This window comes from Thorsellia kenyensis, from assembly GCF_042432445.1.
Classification (GTDB): Bacteria; Pseudomonadota; Gammaproteobacteria; order Enterobacterales; family Thorselliaceae; genus Thorsellia; species Thorsellia kenyensis.
The window spans coordinates 1-16436 of sequence record NZ_JBHLXE010000088.1 but is presented as its reverse complement, the minus strand read 5'-3'; the positions used below and the strand labels follow the sequence as shown (position 1 = coordinate 16436).

Here is a 16436-nt window from a genome sequence, read left to right as displayed (position 1 = left end):
TCCCTTTTGTTAAATTAATTTTTTTTTCTGTAGCTCCAGACAAAAAGTACAAGCCCAATAATTATCATGGGAATAGAAAGCTGTTGGCCACGACTTATCAAACCAAACATTAAATCAATGCCCTCATCTGGCTGCCTAAAGAATTCAACAAAACTTCTAAATAACCCGTAAAAAATTAAGAAAAGACCAGAAACACTCCCGACAGGGCGTGGTTTTTTAATGAACCAATTTAAGATAATAAATAATACAGCCCCTTCTAAAAACATTTCATAAAGCTGTGAGGGATGCCTTGGTAACATATTGTTATTCTGAATAAATACGTCCATAAGATCAGTATGTTGAGTCACGAATTGTGCATCTTCATTTCGAGAGTGCGGAAACAATACTGCATAAGGAAAATCTACAGCCACTCTCCCCCAGAGTTCACCATTGATAAAATTACCCAAGCGTCCAGCTCCTAAGCCAAATGGGACGAGCGGAGCTATAAAGTCTGCAACACTTATAACAGAGCGGCCAGCAGATTTAGCGTAAATTAATATAGCCAGAAATACGCCTATTAATCCACCATGGAACGACATCCCACCATCCCAAACTCTAAAAAGGTATAAGGGGTCATTTAAAAATTCCCCAAAAGAGTAAAAAAGGACATATCCTACCCGCCCCCCTAAAATTACTCCGGCAAAACAGCCAAAAAGCAAATTCTCGAATTGCTCTTTTTTCCATCCGCTGTTAGGTTGTTTGGCTCTATAGCCACCGAGAATAAAAGCAAATAAAAAACCTGCAAGATAGGTAAGTCCATACCAATGGATAGATAAGGGGCCTATGCTTAAAGCCACAGGATCAATACTAGGAAAAAGGAAATAAGTGTTATCTGACATATTTAAGGTATCCAAACAGAAATTATTTAATTGAAACTAACATTTATTAAACTGACTATTATTAAACTGACTATTTTGTCTTATTTTTTTTGCCAGCCCTATGAGGCCAGCGCTTTTTTTTCTTGTGCGTATAGTTTTTTGTAGCTCCTGTTGTGGCAGGTTGATTCCCAAGGCTATTGATTTGAGGCTGTTTAAAGGTTTTATTTTCCACTTTTTCTTCTTTTTCAAAACTTACAGCAACCTGTTTATCAGTCTCTTTTACACTACTCCCTCCTTTTTTGTGGAGCTCACTATAATTTTGATCTAATAATTTATGTCGATTCACTTTACTTTTATCAAAACTGTAAGTTTTTGACTCGAAGGATTTATTAGCTAGCGCATGCTGTGACTGAACTATAGAAGCAAATTCCTTTAAGGCCCTTCTATAAACATCTCTTTTAAAAGAGACCACCTGTCGAATGGGATACCAGAATGTCACCCATTTATAGCCGTCAAATTCGGGTTTAGCATTAGCTACCATATTTATTTCGTCTTCTTTAGCGATTAGTTCTAATAAGAACCAACGTTGCTTTTGCCCAATGCACAAAGGTTTACTGTCCCAACGAATCATACGTTTAGGTAGTTTATATCTTAGCCATAATTTTGACGTAGCCAGTATTTTGACATGCTTTGGTTTGAGTCCTACTTCTTCATAAAGCTCTCGATACATAGCCTCTTCAGGCGTCTCGCCTTGATTGATTCCCCCTTGTGGAAACTGCCAGGAATTTTGCCCATACCGGCGCGCCCACATGACCTGTCCAGTGCCATTGGTTATAATTATGCCGACATTAGGGCGATAGCCATCATTATCTATCACAAGGAATATCCATTGTTTAATTGTTTTCTTATGCTTGTTTTACTTTAATTAACATTGTTTAAAGGAAAGTAATGGACTTATTTTTACAACAATATCATTAAAACTTAAAATTTGAGATTAATTAATCTTTTATAATCTAAATATAATAACGATTTTTTATAGAAAAGTCATTTAAAACTCACTTTAGATGAAAAGAGGGCTCTAATAAAACAAAATTATATTAATAGATAAAATCTATTGAATTAATAAAAATAATCGATTTTTATTATCTATAATTTAAGGTATTATAGTCCGCAAGTGAAAAATACTGTACAAAGCGAATACTATAAAAGTAGACTTGTATAGATATTTTTTTAAAACGTATGATAGTTCATTAAACCACAAGGAGAAGTTATGTCTTTAATCAATACTAAAGTAAAACCATTTGTAGCAAACATGTATCACAATGGTGAGTTCAAAACTGTTTCAGATGCTGATCTTAAAGGTAAATGGTCAGTCTTCTTTTTCTACCCAGCAAACTTTACTTTTGTTTGCCCTACTGAACTTGAAGATTTAGCAGATAACTACCAACATTTTAAAGACTTAGGTGTCGAAATATATGCAGTATCTACTGATACGCATTTCTCACATAAAGCTTGGCAAGACACTTCTGATGCTATCAGCAAAGTTAAATACCCAATGATTGGTGACCCAACTGGTACCATCACTCGTAATTTTGATGTAATGATAGAAGAAGAAGGCCTAGCACTACGTGGTACATTCCTTATCAATCCTGAGGGAGATATCAAACTTTGCGAAATTCATGACAATGGTATTGGCCGTGATGCATCTGAATTACTACGTAAAGTAAAAGCAGCTCAATACGTTGCTAATAACCCAGGTGAAGTTTGCCCAGCTAAATGGAAAGAAGGCGAAAAAACATTAAAACCTTCATTAGATTTAGTAGGTAAAATCTAATTAGTTAACAGAAAGTTAAACTGATACGCACTTTTAAAGGTTTGCTTTTGCAAACCTTTTTTTTCCAAAAAATTAGCACTTTTGATTAAAATAGATACATATTCAGATAATTTATTAGTTAAAATGTATTTATAGATAATATAAATCAACACTTAAAACTGATAATTATTTAACCTATATAGCCTAAAAACGTAAACTCTCTCGCACTTGCCTGCATGAGCAAATGGAGTTTAAAAATAGAACTTAATCTAAAAACATACCAAATGGTTGCTATTCAATTAGCGAATAACTAAATAGAACGGAGTCAACACTATGTTAGATAACGATATTAAACAACAATTAGAGGGTTATTTAGCCCATTTAAAACGCCCTTTACTTTTAACGGCGAACCTTCACTCTGATGTAGAAAATGCATCAAAAACAGCCAAAGATATGCTCAAAATGCTTGAGCAAATCAGTTCGCTCAGTTCAATGATAACCATCAACATTGAACACAACAAAGTCATTAGAGATGCCACGTTTAGAGTCTCATCACCTGAGCATAAAACCCATCTATATTTCTCAGGGCTTCCACTAGGGCATGAATTCACGTCAATGGTACTAGCACTTTTGCATGTAGGTGGCCATCCTACAAAACTTGATGAAGAAACAATCGAACAGATCAAAGAGTTGCCTGATAATTTAGTATTTGAAACTTTCTATTCTCAGTCATGTCAAAACTGCCCAGATGTCGTTCAAGCGCTTAATATGATTGCAGCATTAAATAAACGAGTTAGCCATACAGCAATTGATGGTGCGAGCTATCAAGATGAAGTTGAAAAAAGAGAAATTATGGCTGTACCATCTGTTTTCCTAAATGGCGAACTTTTCTTACAAGGTCGAAGCTCATTAAAAGAAATTTTGGCTAAGCTTGATTCTGGTGCCGATGAAAAAGCCGCCCAAAAATTATCTCAAAAAGCCCCATTTGATGTTCTGGTCGTGGGCGCTGGTCCTGCGGGTTCAGCTGCCGCTATTTATTCGGCAAGAAAGGGAATAAGAACCGGTGTTATTGCAGAGCGTTTAGGTGGGCAAGTAATGGATACAATGGCCATAGAAAATTTCATTTCTGTTCCTTATACAGAAGGACCAAAACTCGTTGCTGCATCTGAAGCACACATGAAAGAGTATGATATTGATATCATGACTGGCTTTATGGCCAAATCAATTGAACGTGAAAATGATTTGATCAAATTGACGCTAAGTAATGGTGCGCAGTTAGTCACTAAAGCGATGATATTAGCGACAGGAGCGCGCTGGCGTTTAATGAATGTCCCTGGAGAAAATGAGTATCGTAATAAAGGCGTCGCTTTTTGTCCCCATTGTGATGGCCCACTATTTAAAGGAAAACCTATAGCAGTCATTGGTGGAGGTAATTCGGGAATTGAAGCAGCGATAGATCTTGCTGGTATTTCATCTCATGTAACTGTATTAGAATTTAGCGATACATTAAGAGCAGATAAAGTATTACAAGACAAGGCGAATAGTTTAAGCAATATTACTATCATAAAAAATGCACAAACAACCGAAGTGTTAGGTGATGGTAAAAAAGTAACAGGACTAAAATATACTGACAGAACCAATAACGAATCAAAAGAGCTCTCAGTTGATGGAATATTCGTACAAATAGGTTTACTCCCTAATACCGAATGGCTTAAAGATTCGATTGAATTAAATCGCATGGGTGAAATAGTGACAGACAATCACCAGGCAACCTCTATGCCTGGCGTTTACGCTGCGGGGGATGCAACTGATGTTCCTTACAAACAGATCATCATTTCGATGGGGGAAGGCGCTAAGGCCAGTTTAGGTGCATTTGATTATTTAATTCGCCAAAAATAAGCGTATTATCTTAAGTATTTATGCATCGATTTAATCTCTAAAAAATCGGAATAACCCATAAAGTAGAAGTAATCAGTAAGCACCCTGAGTGGAAAGTTTTATTAATGGCCTATCATGGGTGCTTATCTTAATCAAATTAACTATCGAGCACTTAGCAAACTCAATGAATATAAGAGATTTAAGTTATTTAATTGCCCTAGATGAGCATAAGCATTTTGGCAAAGCTGCAGCAGCCTCTTTTGTCAGTCAACCTACGTTGTCAATGCAAATAAAAAAACTTGAAGATGAATTAGGTGTTCAACTCATTGAACGAGAACCTAGGAATATTGTATTTACCGAGGCGGGATTGGCCATATTAGCCCGTGCACGTGTTATTTTAAGTGAAGTAGATGCGATTAAAGAAGATGCAAAAAGAAATCAATCACCTGAAAAAGGCAGTCTCAAATTAGGATTGTTTCCAACAATAGCTCCTTATCTTCTTCCACATGTGATCCCTGCCATACAAAATGATTACCCAGAACTGTCTTTATTGCTGCATGAAGAAAAAAGCGATGTCTTGATTGAAAAGTTATTAGAGGGAAAAATCGATGCTGCAATACTGGCTTTGCCGCTGTTAGAATCACAAGAACATCAGTTAGATATTCAGTTTCTTTTTACAGAAGAGTTTATGCTGGGTGTTAATCCTCTACATCCGTTGTCAAATACCACTCATATTAGTTTAAAAAAGTTATCTGACTATGATCTACTTTTATTAGATGAAGGCCACTGCTTGCGAGCTCAGGCCCTAGAAGTATGCTATCAAGCTGGAAATAAAGAACAAATAGGCTTTCAAGCAACAAGTCTAGAAACTTTAAGACAAATGGTCATGATGAATATTGGAATAACCCTTTTTCCTAAATTAGCCATCATTCCCCCCGTCCTGACTGCTAATAATATTCATTACATTCCTTTTAAAGAACCTATTCCTAAAAGAGACATCGCGTTAGTCTGGCGTAAACGGTCAAGTCTAAGTGAGTTCTTACTGAAGTTTTCCAGATCGTTTATCTCAGTAAATCAACTACTTCAGATTGAGGATTAGTCACGATTTTGCACAATAAATGCCACACTAGCAAATAGAATAATGCCCTAGTTATGATTGTACTGACCCTATTGCAACGAACCGTAGCAGCAGTTATTATGGACAATGAATTACGAGGTATAAATACGCCAATTGAGTGTGCAATACTTGCTCTTTTTCTTACTAAATGAACACGTTTTCAGGCAACTATGTTTATTTTTTGTATTGAAATAAACATCACGAAGCACAAAGTGAACTCCATTAAAAAAAGAATTATCAACGAAACATTGATTTTCAATATAATCTAACGCGCTATTTTTATGATTCAGTTATCTTAAGGGTTCAAATTTATGAGCAAAAATTTTGAGTTAGTCAGTGACTATAAGCCAGCAGGAGATCAACCCGAAGCCATTCGAGCTTTAAAAGAAGGCTTGATAGATGGACTGGCGCACCAAACTCTTCTTGGTGTCACAGGATCAGGTAAAACTTTTACAATGGCGAATGTCATAGCTGACTTAAATCGACCTGCACTAATTCTTGCTCACAATAAAACTCTTGCGGCTCAATTATATAGTGAAATGAAAGCTTTTTTCCCTAACAATGCCGTGGAATATTTTGTTTCCTATTATGATTATTACCAACCTGAAGCATACGTACCAAGTTCGGATACATTTATTGAAAAAGACGCTTCTATTAATGAACACATAGAACAAATGAGGCTCTCTGCAACTAAAGCTTTTTTAGAAAGAAGGGATGTTATCGTGGTAGCTTCTGTTTCTGCTATATATGGTCTTGGTGATCCTTCACTCTATTTAAAAATGATGCTACATATGTCCGTCGGCATGATAATTGGGCAAAGGGATATTCTAGAACGGTTAGCTGAGCTCCAATATACTCGTAATGATCAAGTATTCAGCCGAGGAACATTTCGTGTTCGTGGTGAAGTCATTGATGTATTTCCCGCCGAGTCTGATGACTGGGCAGTTAGAATCGAACTTTTTGATGAAGAGATTGAGCGATTGAGTATCTTCGATCCATTGACAGGACATCTCATTAGTTCTGTACCAAGAATAACTATATACCCCAAAACTCACTACGTTACCCCAAGAGAACGTATATTAGAGGCAATAGAAAATATAAAGATAGAATTAGCTGAAAGAAAAGCGCAATTATTAGAAAACAACAGGCTTGTCGAAGAGCAAAGGTTAAGTCAGCGAACTCAATATGATATTGAGATGATGAATGAATTAGGCTATTGTTCAGGCATAGAAAATTACTCTAGATACCTCTCTAACAGAGATCCTGGTGATCCACCTCCCACACTATTTGACTATTTACCTGCCGATGGATTATTAATTATTGATGAATCCCATGTGACCGTTTCACAAATTGGCGCTATGTATAAGGGGGATAGATCACGTAAAGAGACACTTGTTGAATATGGATTTCGTCTCCCCTCAGCTCTTGACAACCGCCCTATGCGTTTTGAAGAGTTTGAAGCTAAATCGCCTCAAACGATTTATGTTTCAGCAACACCCGGTGATTATGAACTTGAAAAATCAGGGGGAGATGTTATTGAACAAGTGGTAAGGCCCACAGGATTATTAGATCCAACCATTGAAGTAAGGCCTGTCATGACCCAAGTCGATGACTTATTATCAGAAATAAAACTACGAGTAGATGTAAACGAAAGAGTCCTTGTCACTACTCTTACAAAAGTGATGGCAGAAGATTTAACCGATTACTTACAAGAACATGGAGTGAAAGTCAGATATCTTCACTCAGATATTGATACGGTAGAACGTGTTGAAATCATCAGAGATTTGAGATTAGGTGAATTTGATGTTCTCGTAGGGATAAACTTGCTAAGAGAAGGTCTTGATATGCCAGAGGTCTCGTTAGTTGCTATCTTAGATGCTGACAAACAGGGTTTTTTAAGATCAACTCGTTCACTCATCCAAACCATAGGCCGCGCGGCAAGAAATCTAAATGGCAAAGCCATTTTATATGGGGATTCTATAACACCCGCGATGAAAGAAGCGATTGAAGAAACAGAAAGACGTCGAGCTAAACAAGAGGCTCATAACCTTAAACTTGGGATTATCCCTAAAGCACTTAATAAAAAAGTAGGTGATATACTACAAATTGGTTACAAAATTGAGACTCAGCAAGGCAAATCTAAAGGCAATAAAAAACAAGTGGTGATTGAACAAAAAGATTATAGCCTGTTTAATCCCAAAGAACTCACTAAGGAAATTAAACGTATTGAGCAAAAAATGCTGGAACATGCTAAAAATCTTGAATTTGAGCAGGCGGCTCTACTAAGAGATGAACTCCAAAAAATTAAATCTCAGTTTTTAGTGCTATAAGATAAATTGTTATTGACTACATGATACTGGCAAAAGTAAGGGGGTTTGCAAATAGCAACAACTGAATGATTATTTGCCTAAAAGCAGCCTATCTGCTCAACCTTCTTATATGCAATCTTATGCACAGTTTGCGTTAATCAACGTAATACCTAAAAAAATACTAGCGTATTACGTTACTAAAAGAGTTGAAGTGTCTCTCAAAAATTAATCATCTAGAACTCGAAGAAGCTCATTAATGCCGACTTTACCTCGGGTTTTTTCATCAACAATCTTAACAATAACTGCGCAATACAAGCTATAGTTACCCTCTTTACTTGGTAGATTACCTGACACAACGACCGAGCCCGCAGGAATTCTTCCATAAGTTATTTCTCCAGTCATTCTGTTATAGATTTTTGTACTTTGACCTATGTATACGCCCATTGAAATCACAGAACCTTCTTCCACAATGACGCCTTCTACTATTTCGGAACGAGCACCGATAAAGCAGTTATCTTCGATAATAGTAGGAGAGGCCTGAAGAGGTTCTAGCACCCCTCCTATACCCACACCGCCAGATAAATGCACATTTTTACCAATTTGTGCACAAGATCCTACGGTTGCCCAGGTATCTACCATAGTACCCTCATCAACATAGGCGCCAATATTTACATAAGATGGCATTAAGACACTATTTTTAGCAACAAATGCGCCCTTTCTTACCGTAGCTGGAGGAACAACACGAACACCTTGCTCTATAAATTCAAGAGGAGTTGTTTGGCTATATTTTAGAGGGACTTTGTCAAAGTATTGAGTCTCAGAACCTGGCAAAACTTGATTATCTTGAACTCTAAATGAAAGTAACACTGCCTTTTTTAACCATTCGTGAGTTACCCATTGACCATTTATTTTTTCAGCTACACGTAATTCACCGGAATCTAATTTATCAACGACTGCGAAAATGGTCGATTTAGTCATTTCATCTACTGTTTTCGGGGTAATCTCTAAGCGTTTTTCAAACGCACTTTCAATAATCTGCTGCATGGATTGATTTGTCATGGCAAGGTTCCTTATTTAAAAAATTGAGTAAACGCAAAAGCTAGTAGCGCGTTGAAAAAGTAAATATCCCCAATAATAATAATATCTGAAGATTGACTTTATTATAATAACTTTTTTTATAGTAAAGGTATGTTTTTTTACGCATGCTTACGACTTTTTTGCCCGTTAAGAGGTAAAGTAAGTTACAATCATAATTGTTATTATCGTTTCACTGTCCTGATGACAGAATAAAAATGATCAACTGTATTCGCTTTAAAATAGAATTAAACTATCCCCTGTTCAGTGGGGGAAATTAAATTATAATAAGGTAATCATTGAAAATCACTTAGGAGAAGAGATGAAAATAGCCATTGTTGGACTCGGTTGGTTAGGTATGCCGCTTGCTCATAGACTCTCTTCTAAGCATCAAGTAGTTGGCTCTAAAAGAAGTCTTTTAGACTATCAGCCCCCAAAAGAAAATTCAGTTGGCTGTTATCCTTTGACTTTACCGATAAGTGAAAATGAATATGAAGCCCTTTTAAACGAAAAAAAACGTCTACCCGATCCTCTTTTACTTTCAATTCAAGGGCTATTTCAAGAAACAGATTGTTTAATCATCACGCTTCCTGCATCTAGAAACCCTGCTATTTTAGAACATTACAGTGCTAGCGTTAAACAACTAATCACAATCGCTAAAAACTTTAAAGTCAAGCACACAATATTCACCAGTTCAACCTCAGTCTATGGCGATTCACCCGGCGTTTATGATGAAGCAAGTAGTTGTAATCCATCTTCTCTACCCGGTAAGGTACTTGTTGAGTTAGAACAGTATTTGATTGAAAGTTTACAAGATAACATCACCATACTCAGGCTTGCAGGCTTAGCTGGTGCAAACAGACATCCTGGCCGTTTCTTTCAAAAGCCGGAGGCTGCATTGCAACTTGAGGGAACCTCATTAGTTAACTTTGTCCATGGTGAGGATGTCATCAATGCGATAGACTCAATAATAAATGATAAATTAATTCATCCATTCTCCCCTTGCAATCGCAAGTTAATGCCCATATATAATCTATGTGCACCGATACACCCATCAAGAAATGCTTTTTACCAACTGACATCGGAGCTATTAGGGTTACCAGCACCTATATTCAAACAAAGTAACTATTCTTGTTCTAATCACCCCTTTAAGTTCGACCAAAGGGTAATAGATGGTTTAGCAATTACACGGGATATAAATTTTAGGTATAGTCACCCTAACCCTTTAAATTTCACATATAATGACTCTTTATATTAATTTCTCTATATTGGCTATGTAAGCATAATAAATCTTAGCATCAGGTAACCTATCTATGACAAATAAAATGAACTCTTTAACACGTGAAGCGATCGCAGTAAAAGATGCTCTAATGGCTCAAGGACTTGAAACGCCATTGATTGAACCTATGCTGGACAACGCCTCCCGCCGAAAAAAAATTGAAGCCCATATGCAAGAAATTATGAAAGTATTAGGGCTTGATTTGATGGATGACAGTTTAACTGAAACCCCAAAAAGAATAGCAAAAATGTATGTCGATGAGATTTTTTCGGGACTAGATTACAGTAATTTCCCTAAAATTACCGTCATAGATAATAAAATGAATGTCGATGAAATGGTCACGGTAAGAGATATCACCATGACCAGCACATGTGAACATCACTTTGTGACTATTGACGGTAAAGCCACTATCTCTTATATCCCTAAGGAAAAAGTCATCGGTCTTTCTAAAATAAACAGGATAGTGCAATTCTTCTCGCAACGCCCTCAAGTACAAGAAAGATTAACTCAGCAAATTCTAATCGCATTACAAACACTTTTAGGCACAAAAAATGTGGCAGTCTCTATTGATGCTGTTCACTATTGCGTTAAAGCAAGAGGCATAAAAGATGCAACAAGTGTCACGACAACGACGGCTTTAGGCGGGATTTTTAAAACCAATCCAACCACTCGCCAAGAGTTCCTAAGCTTGTTAGTCAGAGTGAAATAAAAAATTACGTCTTACTAGCATTCGATTTATTTACACTGTTTGCGAGCATATAGTTACCACAAAGCATAAAACAATCAGTCTGTTTTTATTATGTTTTTTATCTGTTTTGCTCTCTTTTTTAATTAACCACGGATGAAATTTAATTAAGGAAAAAATATGAAAAAATCTTATTTTAAAAAACGTATATTAACCACAGTTATTACAGGCACTCTGATTACAAGCTTCTTGTCTAGCAATATCTCCTTAATTAGTCAAGCAAAAGCCAGCGAAGCAAGCAATTCTGCCCATGATGATTCAAGCAGCGCCCTTGAGATCTTAAATATAAAAATAAATAAAAGCCCAGCAGATAATAGAATTTACCAACCAATAAAACTCAGTAATCAAATGACCGTTCTGTTAGTTTCAGATCCTAAAGCCACTCGTTCCATGGGAGTTCTTGCCTTACCCATAGGCTCATTAGACGATCCCTCATCTCAACAGGGCTTAGCACACTACCTTGAACACATGGTACTGATGGGATCCGAAAAATACCCTGAACCCAGCGGCTTCAGTGAATTCTTAAAAAAATTTGGTGGGATGCATAATGCAAGTACAGCCGCATTCCGTACCAATTATTTTTTTGAAATAGACGACAGTGGATTTGAAGAAGGGTTAGACAGATTAGCTGATGCGATTGCTGCGCCTCTTTTAGATCCGATAAATGCAGACAAAGAGAGAAATGCAGTTAATTCAGAACTTACATTAGCAAGAGCTCGTGATGGGATGAGAATAGCACAAATCGGTTCTGAAACATTGAATCCTGCTCATCCTGTATCACAATTTTTTGGTGGCAATCTTGAAACATTAAGTGATAAACCAGAGAGTAAACTACAAGAAGAACTAACACGCTTTTATCAAGAGAACTACTCGGCAAACTATATGGTAGGCGTCATCTATAGCCCTAGAGATATTGAAGCACTCAAAACATTAGCAGTGAATACCTTTGGGCGGATACCGAATCATAATAAAAATTCTCCTGAGCTCAATATACCTGTCGTTAGAGATGAAGACAGGGGTGTTTTTATTCACTATGTTCCCGTTCAACCTCAAAAAAGGTTAAATATTGAATTTATCTTAACAGATACCCAAATCGATCCTCAAAGCAGACGTTTCTTAGAAAAAAATGAAACATATATTTCTTATCTACTAAGTAATTCAGATAAAGGGACCTTATCCTCAGAACTAAAAAACAGAGGTTTAATTAATACGCTAAGCGCTGGTGCCTATTTGCCTCAATTTAGAAATGCAGGAACCTTTAATATCTCCATTGAATTGACTGATAAAGGCTACGAAAATAAAGAGGATGTGATTGCAGCAGTTTTTAAATACATCGATTTAATCAAAGAAAAAGGCATACAAACGAGTTATTTTGATGAAATAAAACGCGTACTTAATATAGATTATGAATTTCCTACCCTGACTCGCGATTTAGATTATGTTTCTGACTTAGCGGATAATATGCTACTTTATCCATTAGAAAATGTGCTTGATGTTGATCATGCTATTTCAGAAATGAATCCAGAAGCAATAAAAAATAGACTCAATCAATTCACACTTGACAATGCCAGAATCTGGATAATGTCTCCTGATGAAAAAACCGATAAAGTGGCCTATTTCGTTGATGCTCCCTATAAAATAGCGAAGATAAGCCCTGAAGACAAAAACAGTCTAGACGAGCGTAAAAAAAATTGGACTCTGTCACTGCCACAGTTAAATCCTTTTCTTGCGGATGACTTTTCTTTAGTTCATCAGGCCGATGACAGTATCTCTATACCGGCTAAAATAAATAGCCTAGAAATTGCTCAACTAGCCAAAAACGAAGCGCTTAAAAATTTAGCTATTACCGTTTATTCAATGCCTAGTCTCTCTTTTATTAACCAACCACAAGCTGATGTCACGTTAAAATTAAGAACGGCAGCCCAAGATGTACCTGAAGCGTTAAATGAACAAAAAAAACAACAGATCCTTTCAGCCCTTGTTGATTATATCGCTGTCTTACGTTTAAATGAACTTAGATTCAAGGCAGATATCGCTGGCATCTCTTTTTCAAGCTATGATAATGCAGGCTTAACGATTAATGCGAACGGCTACACCCAGCATTTGTTAGAGTTACTCGCTGAATTGATAAACCAATATGCGCAATTCAATATCAGTGAACAAGAACTCGCACAAGCAAAATTGTGGTATAAGGAAAAATTAGACCAAGCAGATAACGTCAAACCTTATGAACTAGCCATTCAGCCGATTCAAGTTGTTTCCCAATTACCTTACTTTGAAAGAGACGATAGACGCCAAGCACTGGAAGATATTTCCTTAAGTGAAGTGGTTGAGTTCAAGGATCAATTATTTTCTAACAAAGGATTAGAGATCCTCTCAGTAGGAAACTTGACAAATAAACAAATTGCAGATTTTATCAATGAATTAGCATCAGCTAGCCCTCAGCTTATTCATAAAGACACTTCTGCTTTTGATCCATTTATTTATCCCAAACTAAAAATAAGTCATCCTGCTCAAGCGCAAATAACTCGCAAGGGAACAACTACCGATTCTGCAATATTCAGTTTATTCGTCCCCCTTCATCAGCTAAACATATCGCAAGAGGCGGATAAGCAATTATTTAAAGACGAGGCGAAAACTCGTCTCTTGAACGAGATAATTCAGCCATGGTTTTACGATAAATTAAGAAGTCAAGAACAATTGGGTTATGCGCTTTTTACTTTGTCGATGCCTGTAGGTGAGCAATTTGGGTTAGGATTTTTATTGCAGAGCAACATAAAACAGCCAGCAGAACTTAAAACTTATTTTGATGCCTTTTATCATGAAGCACAAGAAAAACTTAAAGCGCTTAGCGATAATGACTTTGAACAATATAAATCTGGATTATTAAGTCAATTGCTAGAACCTGAGCAAACCCTATCAGAGGAAGCGTCGCGATTTTTAACGGATTTTCATAAAATGAATGCTGAATTCAATCGTCGTCAAGAACTGATTAATGCACTTAAAAATACAAATAAGGAAGAATTAATCAATTATTACAACACTTTAGTGCTTGAACAAGATCGTCTCTCATTAATTTCTGAAGTCAGTGGTACTGAACAAAAAGAGAGTCGCTTCTCAAAAGATAAAAACACTAACTTATTTAAAACGGCGAGTGAACTTCAGCACTGGTTGCTTGAGATAAACACCCTCTCTAGCGCAGATCACTCAGACGCAAATAATGAAAAATAAGATTGAGAAAGTCTAAAATTAAGTGTTTAATTACACTTATTTTTTAATATATAAGCAAAAGAGTGAACAAGCACATGAATAGAATTGCAAGACGTGAAAATATTAGAAATGTTGATGAAATACTTGCTAAATATGAATTACTCCGTTCTGTGCTTGCCCCTTTTGGCCAGACAATTACTCAACTGTACGCTACCCCAAAATCGCCAGAAGCAGGAGTATTAGAGTGGTATACTGAGATTCAAGGCCAACCTGTCGCTTTTGAATCTCTTGAGCCTGAAGCACAAAGCAACTTAAAACAAACCCTCGATCACTTTCTTTCAGCGATTAAAGAGCATTCTAATCATTTAACTAATGATAAAGAGAGAAGTATTATAGATAGTGCCGTTCAGTTTCCAAATCTTAACGCTTTGTATTCTTTAAACGGCACACCAATTATTACTTTAGATGAACAATTTATCACCCCTATTAAACCAATAGTACCACCACCTACACCTGCTCCCCCTTTTTTCAACAAGGGCTGTATTTTACCTGGATTAATTACTCTATTCGTTTTGTTAATTATAGGTTTTGTTAGCTATTACTTATGGGACTTTTGGAACAAAAATGGGCACTTCCCTTTTTTCGACAAGCCTTTGGTTGAAAATGCACAGTCCACAGAGGAATTAAAAAAACCTATTGAGGAATTAAAACGCAAAGTCTCTACTCCTGTGAAAAGTAATTTACCTCTTGTGCTTGCCCCCATACCAGATCCTGAGCCGATAAAAGAAGTAGAACCACCTCAAGAGCCTGAACCCATAAAAGAACCGCAGCCACCTATAGATTCAGAGAAACCTAAAGAGTCTGAAAAACCTAAAGAAGTAAAAATGCCAGAAAATAAACCTAAGGTAACAACTAAATTATCTCCCGCTGAGATAAAAAAAGCGGAAGAGATTGCTCAGTGTAAAATTAAGAAAAAAAGAATTGAATCTGAGAAGGCACAGATTGTTTTGTTAATAGATGCATCTGGTTCTATGTCAATAAATATGAATGCAAAGCCTGATCAAATTGCTTTATGGGAAAATGGCATCCCTGTCCCGGGAATAGAAGATGAACCTAAAAGAATGAGCGTAGCCAAAAAATCAACTGTGGATGTAATAAATAAATTGCCTAAGCATGTTGATATTGGTTTAGTTTCTGCTTTCGATTGTAATCGAATTGATATCAATAAACCTGTAGCAAGCAATATGAGAAACCAATTGATAAGCAAAATAAATAATATGGCACCGGCCGGTGGAACTGCTCTTGCACAAGGTTTGATCTACGCAGGACATCAATTAGATCCTTCTAAAGAATCTATGATATTAGTTATCTCTGATGGCAAGGAAACATGTAATGGTGATCCTTGTGCTATAGCCAATGCGCTTGCAAATTCTCATCCTAAACTAAAAATTAATGTTATTGATATTCTAGGTGCTGGGGCGGGGACCTGTTTAGCTAATGCCACTAATGGGAAAGTATTTACGGCTAATAATGCAAGTCAAATTAACTCAATGATTAAAGCAGCAACTAAAGAAATGCAAACGATTGAATGTGAATGAAGCTAATCAATTAGCCTTTAAAAATTTCAGTGGGCGTTTGATGTTGCTTTCAAATTTTGCTGCATTACATGCCCCCTATCAATATCAATATCAATATCAATATCGATATCAATTAGGATTCTTGTTAAGAATTTTATAGCACACCATCATTAAAGGCGGAACTTGTCAAGATAGTTGTTAGTTATTTATAATTTTTACATACTAAGCAACACCGTTTGTTTTTTCCTTTTTAGGCATTTCATTAAGCGTCACTTTAGTTATTGGACTCCAATCACGTATACGCCCTTTAGCCCATCTATTAGGATGGCTTTCTTTCTTGCGGTTCATTACCTCTTGTCTTTTCTGTAATTTAGCCACATCCTTACCTACGCGTTTATCAGCAGGGGTAATAAATTGATTGCTGCTGTGTAAGTGCTCATGGTTATACCACTGAACAAACTGATACACCCATTCTCTAGCTTCTTGTATATTATCAAACGGTTTTAATGGCAATAATGCGTTATATTTTAAGGTTTTAAATAACGATTCTGACATGGGATTATCATTACTTACCCTA

At 36.5% G+C, this 16436-nt stretch carries 11 protein-coding genes and 1 pseudogene; 8 read left to right on the top strand and 4 right to left on the bottom strand.

The window, feature by feature from the left end; translation table 11 throughout:
* Positions 1–14 precede the first annotated feature (14 nt).
* Positions 15–878, bottom strand: coding sequence for a prolipoprotein diacylglyceryl transferase (gene lgt / locus ACFFIT_RS07935; protein WP_385877119.1), 864 nt, complete (start codon positions 876–878; stop codon positions 15–17).
* A gap of 328 nt (positions 879–1206) precedes the next feature.
* Positions 1207–1734, bottom strand: a pseudogene (gene rppH / locus ACFFIT_RS07930) (RNA pyrophosphohydrolase); the annotation flags it as partial.
* A 393-nt stretch (positions 1735–2127) separates the two neighbouring features.
* Between rppH and ahpC the strand changes: the two are divergent.
* From ahpC to uvrB, 4 genes are all read left to right on the top strand, one after another.
* Entirely contained in the window at positions 2128–2691 is a 564-nt protein-coding gene (gene ahpC / locus ACFFIT_RS07925; protein ID WP_385877118.1) for an alkyl hydroperoxide reductase subunit C, read from the top strand.
* Between the two features lie 312 nt (positions 2692–3003).
* Positions 3004–4569: an alkyl hydroperoxide reductase subunit F gene (ahpF, locus tag ACFFIT_RS07920; protein WP_385877116.1), complete on the top strand. Its 1566-nt coding sequence runs from the start codon at positions 3004–3006 to the stop codon at positions 4567–4569.
* Between the two features lie 88 nt (positions 4570–4657).
* Positions 4658–5647: a LysR substrate-binding domain-containing protein gene (locus tag ACFFIT_RS07915; protein WP_385877115.1), complete on the top strand. Its 990-nt coding sequence runs from the start codon at positions 4658–4660 to the stop codon at positions 5645–5647.
* A gap of 329 nt (positions 5648–5976) precedes the next feature.
* Positions 5977–7995 carry an excinuclease ABC subunit UvrB gene (gene uvrB / locus ACFFIT_RS07910; RefSeq protein ID WP_385877114.1) on the top strand — a complete coding sequence of 673 codons (2019 nt, stop codon included), beginning with the start codon at positions 5977–5979 and terminating at the stop codon, positions 7993–7995.
* A gap of 204 nt (positions 7996–8199) precedes the next feature.
* Here uvrB and dapD read toward each other — a convergent pair whose 3' ends face one another.
* Complete coding sequence (gene dapD / locus ACFFIT_RS07905; RefSeq protein ID WP_385877113.1) at positions 8200–9033, bottom strand: 2,3,4,5-tetrahydropyridine-2,6-dicarboxylate N-succinyltransferase; 834 nt, start codon at positions 9031–9033, stop codon at positions 8200–8202.
* A gap of 337 nt (positions 9034–9370) precedes the next feature.
* On the opposite strand from dapD, the gene ACFFIT_RS07900 reads away from it, so the two are divergent.
* From ACFFIT_RS07900 to ACFFIT_RS07885, 4 genes are all read left to right on the top strand, one after another.
* The gene (locus ACFFIT_RS07900) at positions 9371–10306 is read left to right on the top strand and encodes an NAD-dependent epimerase/dehydratase family protein (protein ID WP_385877112.1); all 936 of its coding nucleotides are present in this window, start codon (positions 9371–9373) and stop codon (positions 10304–10306) included.
* A 67-nt stretch (positions 10307–10373) separates the two neighbouring features.
* A complete protein-coding gene (gene folE / locus ACFFIT_RS07895; RefSeq protein WP_385877141.1) occupies positions 10374–11036 on the top strand; it encodes a GTP cyclohydrolase I FolE in 663 nt (220 codons plus the stop codon).
* A gap of 156 nt (positions 11037–11192) precedes the next feature.
* On the top strand, positions 11193–14303 hold the full coding sequence (gene ptrA, locus ACFFIT_RS07890) for a pitrilysin (RefSeq protein ID WP_385877111.1): 3111 nt from the start codon (positions 11193–11195) through the stop codon (positions 14301–14303).
* A gap of 74 nt (positions 14304–14377) precedes the next feature.
* Positions 14378–15880, top strand: coding sequence for a vWA domain-containing protein (locus ACFFIT_RS07885; protein ID WP_385877110.1), 1503 nt, complete (start codon positions 14378–14380; stop codon positions 15878–15880).
* Between the two features lie 201 nt (positions 15881–16081).
* On the opposite strand, the gene ACFFIT_RS07880 is transcribed toward ACFFIT_RS07885, so the two are convergent.
* A partial coding sequence (locus ACFFIT_RS07880) for an integrase core domain-containing protein (protein WP_385877109.1) occupies positions 16082–16436 on the bottom strand: 355 nt, incomplete at its 5' end.